The sequence below is a fragment of the Micromonospora sp. NPDC005237 genome (genome assembly GCF_040607775.1).
In the GTDB taxonomy this organism is placed as follows: domain Bacteria; phylum Actinomycetota; class Actinomycetes; order Mycobacteriales; family Micromonosporaceae; genus Micromonospora.
In genome coordinates this window covers 312938-335304 of record NZ_JBEXHJ010000003.1, presented here as the reverse complement: position 1 = coordinate 335304, position 22367 = coordinate 312938, and the positions used below count along the sequence as shown (strand labels likewise).

At 73.2% G+C, this 22367-nt stretch carries 18 protein-coding genes and 1 pseudogene; 10 read left to right on the top strand and 9 right to left on the bottom strand.

Annotation, left to right across the window (positions count from 1 at the left end; translation table 11 throughout):
* Positions 1-22: 22 nt before the first annotated feature.
* The 5 genes from ABZT87_RS10380 to ABZT87_RS10360 form a co-directional block, all read right to left on the bottom strand.
* Positions 23-1681: an EAL domain-containing protein gene (locus ABZT87_RS10380; RefSeq protein WP_354858261.1), complete on the bottom strand. Its 1659-nt coding sequence runs from the start codon at positions 1679-1681 to the stop codon at positions 23-25.
* A gap of 79 nt (positions 1682-1760) precedes the next feature.
* Positions 1761-2570: an SAM-dependent methyltransferase gene (locus ABZT87_RS10375; protein ID WP_354858194.1), complete on the bottom strand. Its 810-nt coding sequence runs from the start codon at positions 2568-2570 to the stop codon at positions 1761-1763.
* Between the two features lie 189 nt (positions 2571-2759).
* On the bottom strand, positions 2760-3428 hold the full coding sequence (locus ABZT87_RS10370; RefSeq protein WP_007072219.1) for a response regulator transcription factor: 669 nt from the start codon (positions 3426-3428) through the stop codon (positions 2760-2762).
* 7 nt (positions 3429-3435) lie between these two features.
* Positions 3436-5127, bottom strand: coding sequence for a GAF domain-containing sensor histidine kinase (locus ABZT87_RS10365; protein ID WP_354858196.1), 1692 nt, complete (start codon positions 5125-5127; stop codon positions 3436-3438).
* Between the two features lie 14 nt (positions 5128-5141).
* Complete coding sequence (locus tag ABZT87_RS10360; RefSeq protein ID WP_355134939.1) at positions 5142-6956, bottom strand: long-chain fatty acid--CoA ligase; 1815 nt, start codon at positions 6954-6956, stop codon at positions 5142-5144.
* 121 nt (positions 6957-7077) lie between these two features.
* On the opposite strand from ABZT87_RS10360, the gene ABZT87_RS10355 reads away from it, so the two are divergent.
* The 6 genes from ABZT87_RS10355 (at position 7078) to ABZT87_RS10330 (ending at position 12385) form a co-directional block, all read left to right on the top strand.
* Positions 7078-7533 (top strand): SRPBCC family protein, encoded by a 456-nt coding sequence (locus ABZT87_RS10355; RefSeq protein ID WP_354858200.1) that lies wholly within the window; start codon positions 7078-7080, stop codon positions 7531-7533.
* 31 nt (positions 7534-7564) lie between these two features.
* Complete coding sequence (locus tag ABZT87_RS10350; protein ID WP_354858202.1) at positions 7565-8257, top strand: hypothetical protein; 693 nt, start codon at positions 7565-7567, stop codon at positions 8255-8257.
* Between the two features lie 78 nt (positions 8258-8335).
* Complete coding sequence (locus ABZT87_RS10345) at positions 8336-9283, top strand: ROK family glucokinase (protein WP_354858204.1); 948 nt, start codon at positions 8336-8338, stop codon at positions 9281-9283.
* An 11-nt stretch (positions 9284-9294) separates the two neighbouring features.
* On the top strand, positions 9295-9999 hold the full coding sequence (locus ABZT87_RS10340) for an endonuclease/exonuclease/phosphatase family protein (protein WP_355134937.1): 705 nt from the start codon (positions 9295-9297) through the stop codon (positions 9997-9999).
* Between the two features lie 114 nt (positions 10000-10113).
* Complete coding sequence (locus ABZT87_RS10335; protein ID WP_355066899.1) at positions 10114-11520, top strand: NAD(P)-binding domain-containing protein; 1407 nt, start codon at positions 10114-10116, stop codon at positions 11518-11520.
* 70 nt (positions 11521-11590) lie between these two features.
* Positions 11591-12385 (top strand): alpha/beta fold hydrolase, encoded by a 795-nt coding sequence (locus tag ABZT87_RS10330; protein WP_355135390.1) that lies wholly within the window; start codon positions 11591-11593, stop codon positions 12383-12385.
* A gap of 13 nt (positions 12386-12398) precedes the next feature.
* Here ABZT87_RS10330 and ABZT87_RS10325 read toward each other — a convergent pair whose 3' ends face one another.
* Both ABZT87_RS10325 and ABZT87_RS10320 read right to left on the bottom strand, forming a co-directional pair.
* A complete protein-coding gene (locus tag ABZT87_RS10325; protein ID WP_355134935.1) occupies positions 12399-13880 on the bottom strand; it encodes a trehalose-6-phosphate synthase in 1482 nt (493 codons plus the stop codon).
* A gap of 168 nt (positions 13881-14048) precedes the next feature.
* Positions 14049-14909, bottom strand: a complete 861-nt coding sequence (locus ABZT87_RS10320; RefSeq protein ID WP_354858213.1) for a DUF308 domain-containing protein — start codon at positions 14907-14909, stop codon at positions 14049-14051.
* 246 nt (positions 14910-15155) lie between these two features.
* Here ABZT87_RS10320 and ABZT87_RS10315 point away from each other — a divergent pair, with 246 nt between their 5' ends.
* Together ABZT87_RS10315 and ABZT87_RS10310 are read left to right on the top strand one after the other, a co-directional pair.
* Positions 15156-15464 (top strand): hypothetical protein, encoded by a 309-nt coding sequence (locus tag ABZT87_RS10315; protein ID WP_354858215.1) that lies wholly within the window; start codon positions 15156-15158, stop codon positions 15462-15464.
* Positions 15465-16086: 622 nt separating this feature from the next.
* On the top strand, positions 16087-16767 hold the full coding sequence (locus tag ABZT87_RS10310; RefSeq protein ID WP_355134933.1) for a lysophospholipid acyltransferase family protein: 681 nt from the start codon (positions 16087-16089) through the stop codon (positions 16765-16767).
* Positions 16768-16816: 49 nt separating this feature from the next.
* Here ABZT87_RS10310 and ABZT87_RS10305 read toward each other — a convergent pair whose 3' ends face one another.
* Positions 16817-20440, bottom strand: coding sequence for an adenylate/guanylate cyclase domain-containing protein (locus tag ABZT87_RS10305; protein ID WP_355134931.1), 3624 nt, complete (start codon positions 20438-20440; stop codon positions 16817-16819).
* Between the two features lie 66 nt (positions 20441-20506).
* Here ABZT87_RS10305 and ABZT87_RS10300 point away from each other — a divergent pair, with 66 nt between their 5' ends.
* Positions 20507-20704, top strand: coding sequence for a hypothetical protein (locus ABZT87_RS10300; protein WP_354858223.1), 198 nt, complete (start codon positions 20507-20509; stop codon positions 20702-20704).
* Between the two features lie 129 nt (positions 20705-20833).
* On the opposite strand, the gene ABZT87_RS10295 is transcribed toward ABZT87_RS10300, so the two are convergent.
* Positions 20834-21526, bottom strand: a complete 693-nt coding sequence (locus ABZT87_RS10295) for a Crp/Fnr family transcriptional regulator (protein ID WP_007463121.1) — start codon at positions 21524-21526, stop codon at positions 20834-20836.
* A gap of 293 nt (positions 21527-21819) precedes the next feature.
* Between ABZT87_RS10295 and ABZT87_RS10290 the strand changes: the two are divergent.
* Positions 21820-22341: pseudogene (locus ABZT87_RS10290) on the top strand (polyadenylate-specific 3'-exoribonuclease AS); the annotation flags it as partial.
* Between the last annotated feature and the right edge of the window lie 26 nt (positions 22342-22367).

The following is a 22367-nucleotide window of genomic DNA, read 5'->3' as shown; positions in this document are numbered from 1 at the left end:
TGTCTACTGGTGGTGCGGGGGTTCAACGGATGCGGGCCAGGATGCGGTCGGCGGGGGCCGGCCGACCGAAATGCCAGCCCTGGGCGGCGTCGCAGCCGATCGCCCGCAGCCGCTCGGCCTGCCCGGCGGTCTCCACCCCCTCGGCGGTCACCGTCAGGTCCAGCGCGTGTGCCAGCGACACCAGCGAGGCGAGGATCCGCTCGTCGGTACGCCCCACCGCCGGCGAGCGCAGGCCGGCCACGAACTCCCCGGCCACCTTCAGCTCGGTGACGGGCAGGTCCCGCAGGTACGCCAGGTTGCTGTAGCCGGTGCCGAAGTCGTCGATGGCGATGCGTACCCCGAGATCGGCCAGCACCCGCAGCGCGCGCACGGGCTCCTTGGCGCTGCTCATCATCGTGCTCTCGGTGATCTCCAACTGGAGTCGCTCGGGCGGCAGACCGGTCTGGCGCAGCAGCGCCCGGACCTCCTGCACCAGGCCGGGCCGGTGCACCTGCCGGACCGCCAGGTTGACGCTCACGAACGGCGCCTGGACGCCCTCCGCCGACCACGCCTCCGCCTCCCGGCACGCCTCGGCCAGCACCCACCCACCCAGTTGCACGATCAGGCCGGTCTCCTCGGCCAGCGCGATGAAGCTGTCCGGCCGCAGGACGCCCAGCTCCGGATGGCGCCAGCGGACCAGCGCCTCCACGCCGAGCAGCCGGCCGTCGCGCAGCGAGGTCAGGGGTTGGTAGTCGAGGTAGAACTCGCCCCGCTCCAGCGCGGCCGGGATGGCCGCCGAGAGGGCGTAGCGGGCCAGCTCGCGGCGGTTGCGCTCGGCGTCGTAGAGCGCCCAGCGCGCCCCGCCGGCCGACTTCGCCCAGTGCAGGGTGCTGTCGGCGGCCCGCATCAGGTCGCTGGGGGTGGCCCCGGCCACCTGCCGCTCGACGATGCCGATGCTCGCCGTGACCTGGAGTTCGTGCCCGTCGACCACCGCCGGTGTGCGGACCGCGGCCAGGGCGCTCTCGGCCACCTCCACCACGGCGTCGGTGCCGCTGGCGCCCTCCACCAGGATGACGAACTCGTCGCCGCCGAGGCGGGCCACCAGGTGTTCACCGAGGGCCTGGCGCAGCCGCTCGGCCACCGTGGTCAGCAGCCGGTCGCCCACCTGGTGCCCCAGGCTGTCGTTGACGACCTTGAAGCGGTCCAGGTCGAGGAAGCACACCCCCATGCGCTGGGCGCCCCGGCCCGGCTCGTTGAGCGCGGCGGTGAGTCGTTCGGTGAACAGCGTCCGGTTGGGCAGGCCGGTGAGCGGGTCGTGGGTGGCCTGGTGGCGGAACCGGGCCTCACTGGCCCGCAGCGCCCGCTCGGCCTGCGTCCGGGCCATCATGGCGGCCCGGCGGATCGACTCCTGCTCGTCGAGCGTCCGGTCGCGCAGCGCGCGGGCGTAGCCGGTCGCCACGGCGGCCAGCAACCGCGCCATCCGGTCCTCGACGTCCTCGGCCACCAGCCCCAGGTCCCGCACGAGCCGGAGCTGGATGACCTCGACCGTACGACCCAGCCCCTCCGCGGACGCGATGTGCGCGGCGACCAACTCGGCGCCGACCCGGTGCCCGGCCCGCAGGTCGAACGGCTCGGCGAGCAGCGCGCCGGCCAACTGCCCGGTGAGCCGGTGCAGCAGGGCCTCGAGCTGAGCCTGGGTCATCGGCAGGTAGCTCGTGCCGGAGACCGCCTTGGCCCACGCGCGGGCGAAGGTGCCCGGGCGGGTGGCCTTCCCGGGCGACTCAGTCACCGAGTCGTCCGACGCCGCCCATGAAGACCGCGCGCTCGGCGTCCTCCGCGCTCTCCGGGGTGTCCGGTCGCCACTGTGGCACCCAGACGACGCCCGGGTCGACCAGCTCGAACCCGTCGAAGAGCGCGGTCAGCTCGGCCCGGTTACGAATCCAGAGCGGGCTGTCGGTACGCCGGTAGACCCGCTCGGCCTCGGCGCGCTCGTCCTCGCTGCGCCCGTCGTCGCTGGCCTGCGACAGCACCAGGTAGCTGCCGGGCGCCAACGCGTCGCGCAGCGTCGCCAGCAGCTCCGCCGGACGGTCGTCGTCGGAGACGAAGTGCAGGACGGCCACGATCATCACGGCCACCGGCTGGCTCAGGTCGAGCAGCTTGCGGACGTCGGGGTGCGCCAGGATCCGCTCCGGGTGCCGCAGATCCTCCTGTACGACCACGGCGCGGTCGTTGCCAGCCAGGATCTCCCGGCTGTGCGCCACCGCGACCGGATCGACGTCCACATAGACCACCCGCGACTCTGGGTCGATGCGCTGGGCGATCTCGTGCACGTTGCCGACTGTGGGAATGCCCGAGCCGATGTCGAGGAACTGTCGGACGCCGGCCTCGGCGAGGTGGTGGACCGCTCGGCGCAGGAACGCCCGGTTGGCCTGCGCCATCAGCGGCGCCTCCGGGACGGCGGCCACCATCGCCTGCGCGGCGGCCCGGTCGGCGGCGAAGTTGTGCGATCCGCCGAGGTAGTAGTCGTACATCCGCGCGACGCTCGGGCGCTCGATGTCGATGGTGTCGGGTGCCCAGTCCGGCCGCTGCATGCGCTCAACCCCTTGAGTCCGCGACGCGGGCGTCGTCGCCCGCGCGGGTATTCTGCCCCCGACGTACCCGCCAGACCATAGCGTGCCGCCGAATTCCCGCCGACGTCGGTCGATACACGAAGGTCCGCGCCGGCGACGAGCCGGCACGGACCTTCGATCGCGGTGTCCCGCTCGACGAGCGGGCGCGGGTCAGAACTTCGGGGCGTCCGGCGCTTCGAGCAGGCCGAGCCGCAGCGCGGTCATCAGCGCCTGTGCCCGGTTGGCGGCGCCGAGCTTCTCGTAGAGCTTCGAGATGTGCGTCTTGGCGGTGGACTCGCTCACGAACAGCTGCTTCGCGATGCCCGCCACGCTCATCCCGTCGGCGAGCAGCCGCAGCACCTGCCCCTCCCGGGGGGAGAGCTGCGGGCCGGACGGGGCGAGCCGACGCTTCATCGCCTCGGCCAGGTCGGCGGCCGTGAACGCGCTGGGCGAGGAGGCGGCGTGCCGCGCGGCGGCCACCACCTCGTCGGCCGGGGCGGTCTTCGGCACGAAGGCGCTCGCGCCGGCCTCCAGGGCGCCGAAGAGCTGGTCGTCGCCCGCGTACATGGTCAGCACCACGATGCCCATCGACGCGCTGGACTTGCGCAGCGCGCGGGTGGCCTCCAGGCCGCTGCCGTCGGGCAGCCGCAGATCCATGATCACCACGTCCGGCTGCAGGGCGCCGGCCTGGCGTACCCCCTCAGCCGCGGTCGCGGCCTCGCCGACGACCTCGAACTGACGGTCGCGCTCGAAGGCGTGCCGCAGGCCCTTGCGAATCAGGTCATGATCGTCGACAAGGAGAACCTTGGTGCGGGTGGCCGGTGTCGGACTTGTGGTCATCCTCGGGTTACTCCCCTTCTGGTGCTGCGCTGTCGCGCACGTTGTCGCGCCGGGACGAGGTGCCGAGAACCACCGCCACGGTCGTGCCGCTGGGTTGCCGCGGCCTGATCTCCAACCGGCCCCGGATACGTTCCGCCCTCTCGGCCATGATCGCAAGACCGTACCGTCCGTCGGGGCGCTGGTCAGCCATCCCCTGACCGTCATCCGACACTTCAATTTGAGCGTACGGGGGGTCCACCTCACACGTGACCCAGAGATTCGAGGCTCCGGCGTGCTTGCGGGCGTTGGTCACCGCCTCCTGCGCGATGCGCAGCAACTCGGCCTCGGTGGCCGCCGGCAGGCGCGCGGTGGACTCGTCCAGCGACAGGTGCACCCGCAAGCCGCCCGAGGCGCCCACCGTCCGGGCGTACTCGGCGATCGCCGCGGCCAGGCCGCCCTGCCGGTCCACCTCGCTGCGCAGCTCGAAGAGGCTCAGCCGCAGCTCGGTGATCACCCGGGTCACCTCGCCGCGCAGCGTACGCAGCGCCTCGGCGGTCTCGTCCGCGTCGTCGAAGACGGTGGCCAGGGCGTTGTCGATGCCGTAGCCGACCATCACCAGCTCCTGCGCCACCCCGTCGTGGATCTCCCGGGCCAGCCGCTGACGCTCCTCGTTGGTGGCCAGCGAACGGACCTCGTCGAACAGCAGAGCCGCCTCCAGCCGCAGCGCGGCCGGCTGGGTCAGCCCGGTGACCCGGGACACCACCGGCGGCGGGTACGCCTGCGCGACGTCCGCCTCCAGCACCACCAGCCCCACCGTGCGCACCCCGGCGACCAGCGGGACGATCAGCGCCGACACGTCCCCACCCCGGTGGGAGCGCGACTGCGAGCGGGCGGCCGTGGTGGCCTGCTGGCTGGCCCAGGCGTCGGCGATCGCCGAGTCCGCGTCCAGGGTCGTCTCCCAGTCCACCCGGTCCACCCCGGCCTGGGCGAGCACCACGAGCCGGCCCCCGCCGCTGGCCGACAGCACCGCGCCCCGGTCCGCCCGGGCCACCGTGCGCAGCTCCTCCAGCAGGTGCTCGGAGATGCCGCCCGGGTCCAGCGTCGCCCCCGGCAGTTGCCGGGCCACCGTCCGCAGCTGGGTCAGCAGCCGGGTCGCCTCGGCGTACGGCTGGGGCTTGCCGTCGGCGCGGACGGCCATCACCCGGTGCAGGGTGCCGGCGGCGTAGAGCCCGAGCGCGGCGAGGATCAGCCACTGCGCGCAGACCGCGAGGTAGCCGACCTGGCCGAGCTGACGCCCGCCGTCGACCTGGGTCAACGCGCCGCTGACCAGCAGCGTGCCGGCGGTCACCGCGAGCAGCGCCGCGCCCTCGCGGAAGCGGCGGCGCAGGGCGGTGACGGTCACCGGCACCGCCAGGTAGGGCAGCACAGCCGAGGCGCCGAGCCCGTCGACCGTGCCCCCGATCGACGCGACAGCGGCGACCTGGCTCGCGGCCAGCCCCAGCACCACCACCTCGGCCACCCGGCTCAGCGGCCCGATCAGCCGGTGCTGCGGGGCGAGCAGGGAGGGCGCTCCGGCGACCGCCAGCAGCGCGATCCACCACAGCTGGGTGACGTCGCGGGTGGCGAACAGGGTCAGGATCGCGACCAGCGCCAGCATCACCAGGCGGGCGGCCGCGGCGAGGGGATGCGGATGTGGTGGGGCGGATGCGGATGCGGGCACGTGACGGATGGTAGTCAGCTGCGGTAGATGTCGGCGATCTCCGCCGCGTACGTCTTGTGGACGACCTGTCGCTTGACCTTCAGCGACGGGGTCAGCTCACCGGTCGCCTCGGTGAAGTCGCGGGGCAGGATCCGGAAGACCTTGATCGCCTCGGCCTTCGACACGGACTGGTTCGCGGTGTCGATCGCGGACTGGACCTCGGCGCGCAGGCCCTCGTTCTCGCGCAGCTTCTCGACCGGGGTGTCCGGGGGCAGTCCGGCGCTCGCGAGGAACGTCGGCAACGCCTCCTCGTCGATGGTGACAAGCGCGCCGATGAACGGCTTCGCGTCCCCGACGACGACGCACTGGCTGATCAGCGGGTGGGCGCGGACCTGGTCCTCCAGCACCGCGGGGGCGACGTTCTTGCCGCCCGCGGTCACGATCAGCTCCTTCTTGCGGCCGGTGATGCTCAGGTAGCCGTCGGCGTCGAGCTGGCCCAGGTCGCCGGTGCGGAACCAGCCGTCGGCGCTGAGCGCCTCCGCGGTCGCCGCCTCGTTGTGCCAGTAGCCCTGGAAGACCAGGTCGCCGGAGATCAGGATCTCGCCGTCGTCCTCGATCCGGACGGTCACGCCGGGCAGCGGCCGGCCGACGGTGCCGATCCGGGTGCCGGTGGGCAGGTTCGCGGCGGCGGCGGGCGAGGTCTCGGTCAGCCCGTACCCCTCCAGGATCGTCACGCCGACGCCCCGGAAGAAGTGTCCGAGCCGGGGGCCCAGCGGCGCGCCGCCGGAGATGGCGTCGCGGCACCGCCCGCCGAGCGCGGCGCGCAGCTTGCGGTAGACGAGCCGGTCGAAGACCGCGTGCTGGGCGCGCAGCGCCAGGCCGGGCCCGCGCGGGGTCTCCAGAGCCTCGCTGTACGCGATGGCGACCTGCTCGGCGCGGGCGAAGACGCCGCCCTTGCCGTCGGCCTCGGCCTTCTGCTTGGCCGCGTTGTAGACCTTCTCGAACACCCGTGGCACGGACAGCACGAAGGTGGGGCGGAACTCCTGCAGCTCGCCGACCAGGTTCTTGGTGTCGGCGCAGTGCGCCAGGGTGGCCCGGGCCTGCACCACGCCGATCTGGATGAGCCGGGCGAACGCGTGCGCCAGCGGCAGGAAGAGCAGGGTGGCCGCGCCGGCGTTGAACAGGTTCGGCAGCACCGGCACCGCGTTGGCGATGTCGGCGTACATGTTGCGGTGGGTGAGCACGCAACCCTTGGGGCGGCCGGTGGTGCCGCTGGTGTAGATGATCGTGGCCAGGTCGCTGGCCCGGACGGCCTTACGGCGCTGCTCGACCTCGGCCAGCTCGACGGCGGCGCCGGCGGCGACCAGCTCGTCGACCCCGCCGCTGTCGATCTGCCAGAGGTGGACCAGCTCGGGCAGGCGGTCGCGGACGCCGGCGACCAGGTCGGCGTGCGCGTCGGTCTCCACCACGGCGGCGACCGCGCCGGAGTCGGCCAGGATCCAGGCGGCCTGCTCGGCGCTGGAGGTCTCGTAGATCGGCACGGTGACCGCGCCGACCGTCCAGATGGCGTAGTCGAGCAGCGTCCACTCGTAGCGGGTCCGGCTCATCAGCGCGACCCGGGCGCCCGGGGAGACGCCGGCGGCGATCAGCCCCCGGGCCACCGCCGCCACCTCGTCGCGGAACGCCAGGCAGGTCACCTCGGCCCAGGTCGTGCCGCTGCCGTCGGCCGAGCGGGTGGCGCGGGCGAACTGGACGGTGTCCGGCGCGGCCTCGGCGTTTTCCCAGACCGGATCGGTGAGGTTGGCCGCGTCGCCAACGGTGACGATCGGCGGAACGGAGAACTCGCGCACCTGCACTCCTTCGTGCTCGCACTGGCCGGCCGCTGCCCATCCACGGTCTTCGGCTCTGTCGAAACCTACCCGGCGGGGGCGGCGCGGCGTGCAGGCGGGACCCGCCGGGTAGCCTCCCCCCATGGCGGACTCCTCCACCCAGTCGATCATCATCGGCGCGTCACCGGACCGGGTGGCGGCGGTCATCTGCGACTTCCCGAGTTACCCGGAGTGGACCGAGGCGGTGCGCCACGCCGAGGTGATCGAGGAGTACGAGGACGGCTACGCCAGCCAGGTGCGGTTCGCCATCGACGCCGGGGTGATGGCCGACGAGTACGTGCTCGCCTACGAGTACGCCGAGGACCTGTCCCGCGTCGAATGGCACCTGCTCGCCCCCTCGAAGATGCAGAAGAGCCAGCGCGGCTCGTACGACCTGGTGGCGAACCCGGACGGGAGCACCACTGTGACGTACACGCTGGAGGTCGAGCTGTCGGTGGGGATGCTCGGCATGTTTCGGCGCAAGGCCGAGAAGATGATCATGGACACCGCGTTGAAGCAGCTCAAGCGCCGGGTAGAAGCACCCGGTGCGGCGCAGTGACGCGTCCGGCGGCAGGGTAGAGGAGCCGAGGGTGGGCGGAACGGATCCGGGTTCGGCCCGGGAAGAGGCGGAGCGACTGGTCGCCACCCTGCTCGCGGGGGCACGACTGGCCTCCGGCGGGTCGGTGGGCGGCGCGTTCGGCCCGCTGGGCGGGATGCTGGCCGGTGTCCTCGGTCACAGTGCCGCTGCGGGCGGCGGCGCCCACGGCGGTGGTGGTTTCGCCACCGGTTCGGCCGAATGCTGTGTCTGCCCGGTCTGTCGTGGCATCGCCGCGTTGCGTGACCCGAGTCCGGAATTCGCCGAACGCCTGGCCACCGGTGCCGGAGACCTCGCGGCCGGCGTGGCCAGCCTGCTCCGCGCGTTCGCGCCGCCGGAGCCACCCCCGGCGACCGCACCGCAGCCGTCCGCGCCGGCGCAGCCGACGTCCGCCGCGAGCAGCGACGACGAGGCCGCACCCTTCGCCCCGGCCGAGCGGTCCGCCGAGACCGACGACGAGCACGTGTGGCGCGATGCCACCCGCACCGGGCATGATTCTCAGCCGGCGCCGGAGCGGGATGTCTGGTCGGTCGCCACCCGGACGGCGGACCCACCCGCCCCGGCCACCGCAGCACCCGTCGACGACGCCGGGTCGGTGGTCGCGCCGGCGCCGACCAGCCGACCCGTGGTGCCCGCGTCGCGGGCGTCCGACGACACCGGCGCGGACGCGCCGGGCGGCGGCGCCTGAGCGCGGGACATCGCGATCCGGACCGGCGCGTCATCGGCGCGCGCGGACCGGACAGCACAGCAGAGGGGAGCGGCAGCGGTGACGCTGACCATCGGAGTCGACGTCGGTGGCACGAAGGTGGCCGGCGGTGTCGTGGACGACACCGGCACGGTTCTCGTGCAGAGCCGACGGGACACTCCCGCCGATGACGTCGGCAAGACCCGCGACGTCATCATCGAGCTGGTCGGCGAGCTGGCTGCCGGGCGGACGATCGAGGCCGTCGGGATCGGCGCGGCCGGCTGGATCGACGCCACCCGCTCGACCGTGCTCTTCGCTCCGAACCTGGCCTGGCGTGACGAGCCGCTGCGCGAGTACGTCAGCAGCGCCGTCGGCCTGCCGGTGATCGTGGAGAACGACGCCAACGTGGCCGCCTGGGCCGAGTTCCGCTACGGCGCGGCCCGGGACGCCGACGACTCCATGATCATGTTCACCATCGGCACCGGCGTCGGCGGCGGCATCGTGCTCGGCGGCGAGCTGATGCGCGGCGCGCACGGCGTCGCCGCGGAGCTGGGCCACATGCTGGCCGTGCCGGACGGGCACCAGTGCGGCTGCGGGCGGCTGGGCTGCATCGAGCAGTACGCCAGCGGCAGCGCCCTGGTCCGCTTCGCCCGCGCGGGCGCCCGGCAGGAACCGCAGCGGGCCGCGGCCCTCCTGGACCTGGCCGGCGGCGAGGCCGAGGCGATCACCGGCCACATGGTGACCGCCGCCGCGCAGGGCGGCGACCCGGTCTCCGCCGAGGCGTTCGCGCAGATCGGCCGGTGGCTGGGCACCAGCCTCGCCGACATGGCGCAGATCCTCGACCCGCAGACCCTGGTCGTCGGCGGCGGCGTGATCGACGCCGGTGACCTGCTGCTCGGCCCGACGCGCCGCTCGTACCTCGACGCGCTCGCCCAGCGGGGGCGCCTGCCGGTGGCCGAGGTGCTCCCCGCCGAGCTGGGCAACAGCGCCGGGGTGATCGGCGCGGCCGACCTGGCCCGCCGGATCTGAGGCCCTCGGCGATGGGTGAGGCTGCCGGCGTACCGCTGCGCGTGGTGTCGTACAACATCCACAGCCAGCGCGACGACACCGCCGCGCTGGCGGCGGTGGTCCGGGCCGCGAGGCCGGACGTGGTGATCGTGCAGGAGGGGCCGCGCCGGTTCCGGTGGCGGCAGAAGTCCGCCACCCTGGCCGAGTCGTTCGGCCTGGTGGTGGCCGCCGGGGGTCTGCCCGCCCTGGGCAACCTGCTGCTGACCAGCCTGCGGGTGCAGGTGCGCGGCACCCGTTGCCAGCGCTTTCCGCTGACCCCGGGCCGACACCTGCGCGGCGCCGCGTACGCCGACTGCCGGGTCGGCGACGCCCGGTTCACCCTCGCCGGGTCGCACCTGTCCACCGACCCGACCGAGCGGCCCGCGCAGGCCGCCGAGTTCCGGCGCGGGCTGGACGCGGCGAGCAGCCCGGTGGTGGCCGGGGCCGACCTGAACGAGGGTCCGGACGGGCCGGCGTGGACCACGGTGGCGCGTGGCCTGACCGACGCGGCGATCGCGGCCGACCGGGCGGACCGGCTCACCTACTCGTGCGCCGACCCGCGCCGCCGCATCGACGCGCTCTTCGTCGATCCCCGGATCAGCGTGGTCGACTACGACGTGGTGGACACCCCGCAGACCCGCCGGGCCAGCGACCACTTCCCGGTCCTCGTCGACCTGCTGCTGCCCACCGCCGGCTGACCCCCACCGGCCGGTACCCGCCGATCGGTCCGCGCCAGGGCTGGACATCCGGCTCCGATGTGGAGAGGATTTCGCGGCGACCGGCACCCGTGCCGCACAAAAGGAGATGTCCCGGTGTCCACCTCCACCGACCACGGCCGGCCCGACCCGGATGCGACCCCGTCCGCGCAGAGCCCCGACGGCCGTCCGCTCTCCGACCGGGGCGACACGGTCTGCGTCATCGGGGCCGGGGCCAGCGGCCTGACGGCCATCAAGAACCTGCGCGAGCACGGGTTCGGGGTGGACTGCTACGAACGGGAGACCGGCGTCGGCGGCGCCTGGAACTGGCGACACGACCGCAGCCCGGTGTACGCGAGCACCCATCTGCTGTCGTCGAAGCCGTTCACCCAGTTCCCCGACTTCCCGATGCCGGACTCGTGGCCGGACTACCCGCACCACAGCCAGCTCCTGGCGTACTTCGAGCGGTACGCCGACCACTTCGACCTGCGGTCGCACGTCTGGTTCGGCACCGAGGTGATCCGGGTGGAGCCCGCCGAGGGGGACCGCTGGGACGTGACCACCCGCTCCACCGGCGGGTACGGGCCGGAGCGCACCTCCCGATACGCCGCCGTGGTGATCGCCAACGGGCACAACTGGTCGCCGAAACTGCCCCGCTACGAGGGACTGGAGGAGTTCCGCGGCGAGATCATGCACGCGTCGTCCTACAAGGACCCGGCGCAGCTGCGCGGCAAGCGGGTGCTGGTGGTCGGCGCCGGCAACACCGGCTGTGACATCGCCGTGGAGGCCGCCCAGCAGGCGTCGCGGTGCTGGCACTCCACCCGGCGCGGCTACTGGTACGCCCCGAAGTACGTCCTCGGGCGCCCGGCCGACCAGGTCAACGACGCCCTGCTGGCGCTGCGGGTGCCGCTGCGGGTCCGCCAGTGGCTCTACCACTGGACGCTGCGCCTGACCGTCGGCGACCTGACCCGTTTCGGCCTGCCCAAGCCCGACCACCGGGTGTACGAGACGCACCCGATCGCCAACAGCCAGCTCGTCTACTACGTGGGCCACGGCGGGATCGGCCCGGTGCCCGACCTGGCCCGCTTCCGCCCGTACGCCGTGGAGCTGGCCGACGGCCGCGAGATCGACCCGGACCTGGTCATCTTCGCCACCGGCTACCTGCCGCGGTTCGAGTTCCTCGACGCGTCGGTGTTCGGCGACAGCGCCGGCACGGGCCGGCCCACGCTCTGGCTCAACGCCTTCACGCCGGGGCACCCCACGCTGGCGGTCGCCGGCCTCGTGCAACCGGACTCCGGGATGTTCACCCTGGCGCACTGGCAGACGGTGCTCTTCGCCCGGCTGTTGCGGGCCCGCCGGGACCGGCCCGAGCGGGCCGCGGCGTTCGCGCAGCGGGTGCGCGACCGGGCCGGGGAGCGCTACTCGGGGCAGGTCAAGGACAGTAGCCGGCACTGGTTCGAGGTCGGGCACGCCGACTACCTGCGCGCCGTCCAGCGCGCCCTGCACGACCTGGAGGCCAAGTGAGCGCGACGAGTGAGCTTGCGAGCCCCGCAGTCGCGAACGGAAGGCGAGTTCAGTGACCGAGCTGCGGATCATGCGGGGCCGGGAGTGGTCCCGGCCGGTCCGGCCGGCGCGACGCGAGGTGCTCAGCGCCATTCCCGAGGTGGAAGAGGGGCGTCCTCCGCTGCTGTTCGTTCCCGGGTTCGGGCACGGCGCGTGGGCGTTCGCCGAGCACTGGCTGGGTCACGCCGCGTCGCGGGGCTTTCCGGCGTACGCGCTCAGCCTGCGGGGGCACGGCGGCAGCGAGCCGGCGCCGGAGGCGACGCTGCGCGCGTACGCCCACGATGTGGTCCAGGTGGCCGCGAGCCTGCCGCGCCAGGCGGTGCTGGTGGGGCACGGCGCCGGGGCGCTCGTGGTGGCGCACGCGTTGGCGCGCTACCCGGCGCGCGGCGCGGTGCTGGTGGCGCCGGTCTTCGGCGGCTGGGGGGTGCTCTCCGCGGCGGTGCGCCGCAACCCGGCCGGGACGCTGCCGGCGGTGTTCGGCGGGCCGCTGCGGCTCAGCCGCACGCAGTTGTTCAGCCGCGAGTTGCCCGACGAGGAGGCTCGGCGGTACGTGGCGCGGCTGGGTCGGGCCGGTCGGCGGGCGCAGTGGGCGCTGCTGGGCGAGCCGGAGGCCGAGCCGGCCGTGGGCACGCCGCCGGTCCTGGTGCTGGGCAGCCCGGACGACCGGGTGGTGCCGGCGTCGACGTTGACGCGGATCGCCCGCCGGTACGGTTCGGCTCCGCTGCTCTTTCCGGGCATGGGGCACGATCTGATGCTCGACGCGCGCTGGGCCGAGCCGATCGACGCGATTCTGGACTGGCTGGAGAAGGAGCCCGCCTCGCGGTGAGCGGTCGCGCCGGTCAGCCGCCGGCGTGCTGCGTCGCGGAGGTGGCCCGGGTCGCCGGGCGCGGCACCAGGGGGGTGCCGTCGGCGCTGGTGAGGCGGCCGACCAGGGCGCCGTGCTCGTCCAGCGCGCTCAGGTAGGAGCGCGCCCAGGCCCGGATGTCGTGCTGGTGCAGGTGGGCGCGCATGGCTCGCATGCGTTCGGTGACGTCGGCGGGGCTGGCGCGCAGCGCCGTTTGCAGCGCCTGCTTGAGCCCCTCCAGGTCGTGCGGGTTCACCAGGTACGCCTGGGACAGCTCGGCGGCCGTGCCGGCGAACTCGCTGAGCAGCAGCGCGCCCGTGTCGTCCACCCGGGCGGCGACGTACTCCTTGGCGACCAGGTTCATCCCGTCGCGCAGCGGGGTCACCGCCATCACGTCGGCGACCCGGTAGAGCGCGGCCAGCTCGGCCCGGTCGAACGGCTGGGTGAGGTAGTGGATGGCGGGCTCACCGACCCGGCCGAACTCGCCGTTGATCCGGCCCACCTCGCGCTCGATCCGTTCGCGCAGGATCTGGTACTGCCCGACGCGTTCCCGGCTCGGCATGGCGACCTGCACCAGCACTGTGTCGCGGACCTTGACGTCGCCGCTGGCGAGCAGCTCGCTGTACGCCTTGAGGCGCTGCTCGATGCCCTTGGTGTAGTCCATCCGGTCGACGCTGAGGATGACCTGGCGGGGGTCGCCGAGATCCTGGCGCAGGCGGCGGGCCCGCGCGGCAACGTCGGGGCGGGCGGCGAGGGCGGCCATCTCGGCCGTGTCGATGGACACCGGGAAGGCGCCGATGCGCACCACCCGGTCGTCGATCCCGATCCGGCGGTCGGTGGCCGGCAGCTCCAGCACCCGGGTGACCAGTTGGGCGAAGTTGTGCGCCGCCTGGGCGCGCTGGAAGCCGACCAGGTCGGCGCCGAGCATGCCGCGCAGCAGTTCGGCCCGACGGGGCAACTGCATGAACAGCTCCGGCGGCGGGAACGGCACGTGCAGGAAGAACCCGATGCGCAGGTCGGGGCGGAGCGCGCGCAGTTGCCCGGGAACGAGCTGCAGGTGGTAGTCCTGCACCCAGACCACGCCGCCCGGCTCGGCCACCTCGGCGGTCGCCTCGGCGAAGCGCTGGTTGACCCGCTGGTACGCCTCCCACCAGCGACGGTGGTGCTCGGGTTGCTCGACGGCGTCGTGGTAGAGCGGCCAGAGGGTGGCGTTGGAGAAACCCTCGTAGTGGTCGCGCAGATCCTCCTGGCTGAGGGCGACGGTGTGCATGTGGACGCCGTCCACGTCCGGCAGGGCGGGCGCGGCCCCGGTGCCTCCGGCCCAGCCGACCCAGGTCGCCGGGGTGTGCCGGAGCAGGGGGTGCAGCGCGCTGACCAGCCCACCCGGGCTGCGGCGCCACTCGCAGGCGCCGTCGGGCGCTTGGCTGTCGTCGATGGGGAGGCGGTTGGCCACCACCACGAGGGAACTCTGTCGCATCTCGGGCATTCCGATCAGCAGAGGACTGACCGCCACGAGCAAGGAAAAACCGGTCAGTCAGCGGGGGAAGTGACGTACAGCGGTATTCCTACTGACAGTAAGTTACACCATTGTTACGCCCCGGACGGGGGCGTCGTCGTCCCGGAATGCGGTCGGCGGGCGCGGGAGTCAGACGACGGCGCCGTTGTCCGGGTCGTCGTCGTTCTCGTCGCCGGGGCGCAGGCGCCAGATCAGCGTGACGAAGCCGGCCAGGATGCCGGTGAACCCGAACAGGATGACCGCCGAGCGGTCCACCGGGAGCAGCGACGGGAAGAGGAAGAGCACGAACCCGACGACCACCGCGAGCGCGCCGACCACCGCGTACTTGGAGATCCGGGGCAGTGGCGGGGGTGGCGGCGGGTGGTAACCCTCGTCCTCGTCGTCGTCGGGCAGATCGGCGCCGAAGGTGTCCAGACCGTCCAGCAGCGAGGGCTCGTCACCGCGGGTGCCCCGGCCGACAGAGATCCCGGAGAAGTCGGTGGCCGACGGCAGCCGGCGGACGTCGGTGGCGGTCGGCCCGGCCTCGTCGGCGCCGGAGCGGGCGAGCGGACCAGCCGTCGGCTCGTCCCGGGTTTCCCGGTCGTCGCGCTCGTCCACGTCCTCCGCTGCCGGCCACGGGCGCTCGTCGGCGGTCGAGGTGGCGTGGAAGCCGGCCACGATCCGGGCCCACTCGGCGTCGATGTCCGGCTCGTCGCGGGCCGGCGGCTGCTCCGGGGCGCTCTCGTCGGCGAGCTGGGTGAGGTAGTCGCGGGCCGTGGTCAGGTGCGAGCGGTCGACGTAGAGCCGGTCGACCGGGCGGGCCGGAACCGTGGTGGTGCGGGTGACGGGGTTGAGGTCGGCGGAGGGTTGCAGGTAGGCGGCGATGCCGCCAGCGGCCAGCACGTCGAGCAGGTGCTCGCCGACGCGCGGATCGACGTCGCCGACGACGGCGTACTCGCTCGCGTCGAGCCCGTTGTCCCGCCGTCCCCGGCGGGCCCCACCCGCTGACACCCGGACATCCTCCTCAACGCGCCTTCCGACGCGGCCACCCTGCCCCCTCGACGCCCGTACTCACGCCGTGCTCTGAATCGTGACACGTCGGAGGCCGGTTCCGGGAGTGCGTTGTGTCGCGTCTTCCAAAGTCACGGCTGCTGTCGCAGGTCGCGGCGGGCCACCTATGTCCGTTCTTGCGCGACACGTGCGATCTCGGTGATCGTTGACGGCGGCGACTCCACGCCGGGGACGGAGGGGGCATACGTGACCGCTGAGGAATACGAGGAGCCGGACGTCCCGCCGAGGTTCCAGACGTTCGCCGACCGTCACCATCTCGAATACCGGCAGACACCGCCCGGGATCGCGCTCTACCTGGGTCTGGGCTCGACCCTGCTGGGGTTGCTGTTCAGCACGGCACCGAAGATCCCCGACGACCGGATCCTCGGCTACCTGATGCTGGGCGGCGGCGGCATGCTTCTCGTGGCCTCCCGGGTGCTGCACCGGCGCATGCGCAGGCGCGAAGAGGAGCTGTACCGCGAGTTCCTACGGTGGAAGAGCGAGCGGGGCGAATAGGGGTGGGTATGGATCCGGCGCTGGCGGTGACACGCTGGCTGGCCGGTCCCGTCGCGAAGTTCCTCGACGCCGACAGGCGGAGCTGGCAATGGTGAACTCGGGCGACTCGGGGCGAAGTCTGTCGGTGTTGGGGCTCATGCTCCTTTTCACCGTGATCCTGTTGCCCGGCATCGTGAGCGAGGGAGGTTGGCGTGCCTGGATCGCGGTGCCCTCCAGCGTCGGACTCGTCGTTGTCTTCCTGCGTGAACTCGCTGCTGTGATCCAACGACGACGGCATCGTCCTAAACCGGAGCGGCCGGACGCCTGACGGCGGACCGTGCTCAGCGGATGTCGGATTTGGTCGTGAGGCCGGGCACGTGTCTGGCCTCAGGACTAGGTCCGTCGTTTGCGGTGGCCAGCGTGGCTTCGCCGGGTGCCTTCCCGCCCTGCGGAATCTGACTGCGTCACGAACCGGGCCTGTCGAGTCCGGCACGGGCGGACCTTGATCGAGGCCCCGAGCACCTGACGAGATCGAAGCGGTCGTTCGTCCGTTGTGGGTAGAGCTGAGGCTTCGTAGGCTCGTCAGCGACGGCGGCGCTCCCGGGCATGGTGTTGTCGCGGGCACACCACGGAAAGGACACCGGTGCTCTACTGGCTGTTGAAATACGTGCTCCTCGGTCCGCTGCTCAAGCTGATCTTCCGCCCGCAGGTGGAGGGCCTGCGCAATGTGCCGGCGACCGGCCCGGTGATCCTGGCGAGCAACCACCTCTCCTTCTTCGACTCGATCTTCATCCCGTTGATCGTTGCGCGGAGGGTCACCTTCGTGGCCAAGGCGGAGTACTTCACCGGCAAGGGGATCAAGGGCTGGTTCATGAAGATGTTCTTCGTCGGCACCGGGACCATCCCGGTGGACCGCTCCGGCGGTCAGGCCGCCCGCGCCGCCCTGGACACCCAGTTGCGGGTGCTGCGCGCTCAAGGAGTGGCCGGCATCTACCCGGAGGGCACCCGCTCCCCGGACGGGCGGCTCTACCGGGGCAAGACCGGTGTGGCGCGGCTGGCCCTGGAGAGCGGCGCGGTGGTGGTGCCGGTGGCGATGCTCAACGCCGACGAACTTCAGCCGCCCGGCAGGCTCCTCCCGCGGGTCGGCCAGGTGCGGGTCTGCTTCGGCGCGCCCCTGAACTTCTCCCGCTACGCGGGGTTGGCCGGCGACCGGTTCGTCGAGCGCGCGGTCACCGACGAGGTCATGTACGAGTTGATGGAGCTCTCCGGCCGGGAGTACGTCGACATCTACGCGCAGAAACTCAAGACGCCAGTCGCCGCCTGAGTCGGGTCAGCGGCTGAGGCTCCCTAGCCGCCGAGCCGGGTGAGCCTGCTCAACACGCGACCGCCGGCCCGGTCGGGCTGATCGGCCGGCCGGCCAGCGCCAGCAGGCCCGGGGCGTCGTTGCGCAGCGCGAAGGTGCGGACCTCGGCTCGCGGCTCCCGGGCGCCCGCCGGGTCGCCGGCGCGGGTCAGCTCCGCCGCCGCCAGCGCCAGCGCCAGCACCCGGTCGCTGACGTCCGGGATCCGCCCGTACGTCTCGGCGGCGGCCAGGTGCAGCTCGGCCGCCCGCCGGTGGTCGCCGTCGGCCGCCGCCACCGCCGCCGTCACCGTCCGCAGCGCCGCCTCCGACCACGGCGTGCGATGCCCGACCCGGTCCAGCATCGCCCGGACCCGCACGGCGGTGTCCCGCCCGGCCAGGGCGGCGGCGTACGCGGCGGCGGCGATCCACTCCCCGCTGGCGAGCGCCGGCACCGCCGACCAGGACCGGTCCAGCTCGTCGATCAGCTCCGCCGCCTCGGCGTCGCGGCCCTGCAGTGCCCGGCACAGCGCCGCCATGCTCAGCATCGTCCACCGCAGGCGGTGAAAGCCGCTGCGCCACGCGGTGGTCAGCGCGTCGGCCAGGTCGGCCGGATCCTCGTCGTCGCGGAGCACCAGCAGACAGCAGCGCAACCCCCGTACCTGCATGTCCCAGCTGCCGGTCGGCGTGTCCACGAACGCCTCCGCCGCGGCGAGCAACCGGCCGAAGTCACCCTCGAACCAGGCCCGCATCGCCTCCGCCGAATAGCTGGTGGTCAGCGTCTGGCCGCTGGCCGTACGCGCCGGCGCGGCCGAGAGCAGGGCGTTCGAGCGCAGCCAGTCGCCCTCCTCGCGGATGGCCCAGGCCAGGTTCTGGGTGGCCCGGGGCAGCGCGAGCAGCTGGCCGGCGCGGCCGAACTCGACGATCGCGTGCAGCTCGTCCAGGCCGACCCGGTCACCGGCCTGGTAGCGGGCGGTGGCCGCGGTGATCCGCGCGTTGGTGCGCGTCTCGGTCAGGCCCAGCCGCTCCGCGATCTCCGCCGCGGTGTCCGCCGCCGACACGGCCGGGTCGCGCTCGTAGTTGAGCATGTGCAGGCGGCCCAGCTCGGCGTACGCGTCGGCCTTCTGCGGGCTGTCCGGCAACGGCTCGAACAACTGGACCGCGCGATCCAGGCAGGCCAGCGCGTCGCCCCGGTCGGCGCGCAGCCAGGCGGCCTGACCGAGCAGCGTCCACGCCCGTGCGGCGCACGCGTCGTCGCCGTGCGCCGACAGCCGGTCCGCCAGCGCGTGCACCTGCTCCGGCCCACCGCCGGAGAGGAACGCGTTGCCGTCGCGGTAGAACGAGATCTCCGTGCTGAGCAGCTCCAGTTGGAGCCGCCCCACCGGGTCGCTGTCGTCGGCCAGGCCCAGCGCCCGACCCGCATGGCTCGCCGCCGCGTCCAGCCCGTGCAGGGCGTACGCCCGGCGGGCCGCCCGGTGCAGCGCCTGCCGCGCCGGCCCCGCGTACCGGCGGACCTGCATGCCGAGCGAGCGGGCGATCTCGTGGGCCGCCCAGCGGTGGTGGGCGAGCACCTCCGCCAAGTCGGTGTCGCGGCTGTGCGACAGCGCGTCGAGCCAGTCCGCGGCCCGCTCGTGCCGGGCCACCCGCTCGGTGCGCGGCAGCCGCTGGTAGCAGACGTCGCGCACCAGCACGTGCCGGAACCGGAACTCCGCCTGCCCCGCCATCGTCGACGCGGCCTGCTCGTGCACGAAGTCGCGCTGCTCCAGCCGGCGCAGCGCACGCTCGACCGACTCGACCGGCTGCCCCAGCGCGGCGGCCACCGCGCCCGGCCAGAACTGCACCCCGACCACCGAGGCCGCCAGCAGCACCGAGCGGTCCTTGGCGTCCAGCAGGTCGACCCGGTTGGCGATCACCGCGTGCACGCTCTCCGGCATGGTCAGTTCGAGCTGCTTGTCCAGCGACCAGCCCCGCCCGGACTGGCGCAGCGCGCCCTGTTCGATGAGCATCCGGACGTACTCGTGCGCGTAGAGCGGATTGCCGCCGGCCACCTCGATGAGCGGGGTCAACATGTCGGCGGAGAACGCCGCCTGGCCGAACAGGTGCGCGTACAGGGCGGCGATGCCGGTGTCGCGCAGGGGCGGCAGGGTGATGGTCACCGAGCCGGTGATGGTGCCGGCCCAGCTCGGGTCCCGATCGACCAGTTCCGGGCGGGCGGTGCAGAGCAGCAGCAGCGGCGCCTCGCGGGCCGCCGCCCCGAGCAGTTCCACGAAGCGCAGCATCGCGTCGTCGGCCCAGTGCAGGTCCTCGAAGACCAGCACGGTAGGGCGGCGGGCGGCCAACGCCAGCAGGAACCGTCGCCACGACGACTCGGCCTCCTCCGCCGGCAGCGGCGTGCCGGGCAGCCCGACCAGCGGGCGCAGGGCGTCCACCACCCGGTCCCGCTCGCCCGGACCGATCAGCTCGCTCACGGCGGCGGCCAGCCGCTGCGCCGCGCTGGCGGCCGGGTCGGTGTCCAGGATGCCGGCCTCGGTCTTGACGATGTCGGCCAGCGCGGCGAACGTGACGTTCTCCCCGAACGGCGGGCAGCGCCCCGTCCGCCACGTCAGCGGCTCGTCGACCAGCCGGCCCGTGTGCCGGTACAGCTCGCGCAGCAGCCGGCTCTTGCCGATGCCGGCCCGGCCGAAGATCGTCACCACCTGCGGCAGCCGGTCGCGCAGCGACCGGTGCAGGGCGTTGACCAGCATGCCCAGCTCGTGCTCGCGGTCGACCAGCGGCGTGGTGTCCGGCTCCCGGTCGGTTGGCAGGCGGCGCAGCGGCGACAGCGCGAGCCACACCTCGGTCGGCGACGACCGGCCGCGCAAAGTGACCGGGGGCTGCTCCTCGTAGCGGATCGTGTCCCTGGTCAGCGCGTGCGTGGTGCCGCACACCAGCACCCCGCCCGGTGGCGCGACCGACTGCATCCGGGAGGCGGTGTTCACCACGTCGCCGGCCACGATCGCCTGCCCGCCGTCGCGGGCGGCGGCCACGTCGACAAGGGCCTCCCCGGTGGCCACCCCCACCCGGAACCGCATCTCGGTGCTGCCGGTCGGCGCGAACCGGGTGAGCACACGTTGCAGCTCCAGTCCGGCCCGGACGCAGCGCAGCGCGTCGGTCTCGGTGGCGATCGGGGCGCCGAACAGTGCCATCACCGCGTCGCCGATGTACTTCTCCACCACCCCGCCGTACTGGCCGACGACCCGGCGGGCCGCGGAGAAGAAGCCGGTCTGCATGCCGCGGACCTGCTCCGGGTCGGCCCGCTCGACGTACGGGGTGAAGTCGATGAGGTCGACGAAGAGCACGCTCACCCGGCGGCGATCCTCCTGCGGCGCGACGGCGACCGGCCGGTCCGCGCCCGGCCGGGGCGACCCGCACGACGTGCAGAACGTGACGTCCGAGGCGAGGGGGCGCAGGCAGTGCGGGCAGACGGCACCGAGCTCGGCACCGCAGCCACCGCAGAAGCGGTCACCGTCGGCGGCCGTGCGTCCACAGCGCCCACACTGCGCGGCGATGACACACCCTCCATGGCGATCCGGGCCGACGCCCCCCGTCGTCCCGTCACAGGGAGTATCACCGCCCGCGCGGCTGTCAGGTACCGGCCTGTTGGCTTGTGGACAGTCCACCAAGGGTCCGACGGACTACATTCAGTCCGCCACATCTTCGATCAGCGACCAGAGGGGGACAGGTCAATGGTGTACGTCAAGCTGGAGAGCGACTGGACCGACGGCAACGGGGTCAACCACTCCGCGGGCGAGTCGGTGGACGTCGACGCCGCCACGCTCGCCACGCTCCAGGCCGAGGGCATCGTCAGCGAGCAGTCCCACGGCCCGGGCGGCGACGGCAAGGGCCCGGACAAGTGGGCCGGCCCGGGCAGCTCCGGAGTCTGAACCACGCGTCGGTGACGCGACGACACGGCCGGGCCGCCCACGGGTGACCCGGCCGTGTCGTGTTGTCGAAGTGCGCTGCCCGTCGGCGCGGCTCAGCGGTCGTTCAGGCCGGTGCGGCGGAGGTGCGGCTCAGCGGTCGTTCATGCCGGCGCGGCGGCGCAGCGCGGCCACGTCGGTGACCACGATCCGGCGCCCCTCGGTCCGCAGCCAGCCCCGGCTGGCGAAGGAGCCGATGGCCTGGTTGACGCTCTGACGGGAACCGCCGGCCATCTCGGCGAGCTGGCTCTGGTTGAGCTCGATCGTGATCATCGGGGCCTGGCTCTCGCCGGCCAGCCGGACCAGTGTCTTGGCGACCCGGCCGGGCAGGTCGAGGAAGACGTGGTCGGCGTTCTGCTCGGTGAGCCGACGGATCAGGCCGCCCAGCGAGCGCATCACCGCGTCCAGGATGCGCGGATTGGAGTGCACCAGTTCCATGAACGCGCCCCGGGAGAGCGCGAGCGCCGCGCAGTCCTCGATGGCCTCGGCCGACGCGGACCGGGTGGAGGCGTCGAGCAGGGAGACCTCGCCGAGCACGTCCGGCGGACGGATCACCGACAGCACCGCCCGCTCGCCGGTCGGCGCGGTGCGGAAGACGGCGACCGCGCCGCGGCGCAGCACGATCAGCGACTCGCCCGGGTCGTTCTCCACGAAGAGCAACTGACCCTTGCGGTAGGTGCGCGGGACGGCGGCCGCGATGACGCGCTGGCGCACCTCGGGCTCCAACCCGGCGAACATCTCGACACCCGTGAGCGCGTCACCCGGCTCCGGCAGGCGCATCTCCACGGCCCAACCCCTCCCGGTCATGGACCACACAATCGCTCACCGGGTGAACCTGATGGCCCTGACAAGGTGAACTGACACCGATTCGGCGTCCGGTAGCGGTACACATCAGATCATGACGGTCCGGTCGCTTGCTGTACACCCCTCGAAGCACTTCCGTGACCGTCGCGAGCTGCGGCGTACTCCCTGCGCCGGCTCCCGGTCGCAGGTCGGCGCTGGTCCGCGACGGACCGGCCGTGGGTCGCACCCGGGCCCCGCCGGGCGCCGCCGGCCGGCCGTGGGCGAGGATGGCCGGAATGGTCTACCGCTATTTCTACGACTGCGAGTTCATCGAGGACGGCCGGATCGTCGACCTCGTGTCGATCGGCGTCGTCGACGAGTACGGCCGCGAGTTCTACGCGGTCTCCACCGAGTTCGACGACTCCCGTGCCGTGCCCTGGGTCCGGCGCAACGTGCTGGACCGGCTGCCGTCTCCGGCGGACCGGGCCTGGCGTTCCCGGGAGCGCATCCGTGACGACCTGTACGACTTCCTCATGGAGCCGGTTCGGGACCGGCCGGGGGAGCAGCTGGAGCTGTGGGCCTGGTACGCGGCGTACGACCATGTGGTCCTCGCCCAGCTCTGGGGGGCGATGCCGGCGCTGCCCCGGGAGATCCCCCGGTTCACCAAGGACCTGCGGCAGCTCTGGGACGACCGGGGCCGGCCGACCCTGCCGGACGCGGACGCGGCCCGGCACGACGCCCTGGTCGACGCCCGGCACAACCTGGCCCGTTGGCGGGCGATGACGGCACGCTGACCGGTCGTCGTACCTTTGCAGGTTTGACCGGTTCTGTCCCGGGCAACGGT

Bases quoted from the DNA above. Each gene is read 5' to 3' on its own strand.
- ABZT87_RS10380 (WP_354858261.1), bottom strand. From the start codon at position 1,681: ATGACCCAGGCTCAGCTCGAGGCCCTGCTGCACCGGCTCACCGGGCAG.
- ABZT87_RS10375 (WP_354858194.1), bottom strand. From the start codon at position 2,570: ATGCAGCGGCCGGACTGGGCACCCGACACCATCGACATCGAGCGCCCG.
- ABZT87_RS10370 (WP_007072219.1), bottom strand. From the start codon at position 3,428: ATGACCACAAGTCCGACACCGGCCACCCGCACCAAGGTTCTCCTTGTC.
- ABZT87_RS10355 (WP_354858200.1), top strand. From the start codon at position 7,078: ATGGCGGACTCCTCCACCCAGTCGATCATCATCGGCGCGTCACCGGAC.
- ABZT87_RS10340 (WP_355134937.1), top strand. From the start codon at position 9,295: ATGGGTGAGGCTGCCGGCGTACCGCTGCGCGTGGTGTCGTACAACATC.
- ABZT87_RS10330 (WP_355135390.1), top strand. From the start codon at position 11,591: ATGCGGGGCCGGGAGTGGTCCCGGCCGGTCCGGCCGGCGCGACGCGAG.
- ABZT87_RS10325 (WP_355134935.1), bottom strand. From the start codon at position 13,880: ATGCGACAGAGTTCCCTCGTGGTGGTGGCCAACCGCCTCCCCATCGAC.
- ABZT87_RS10300 (WP_354858223.1), top strand. From the start codon at position 20,507: ATGGTGTACGTCAAGCTGGAGAGCGACTGGACCGACGGCAACGGGGTC.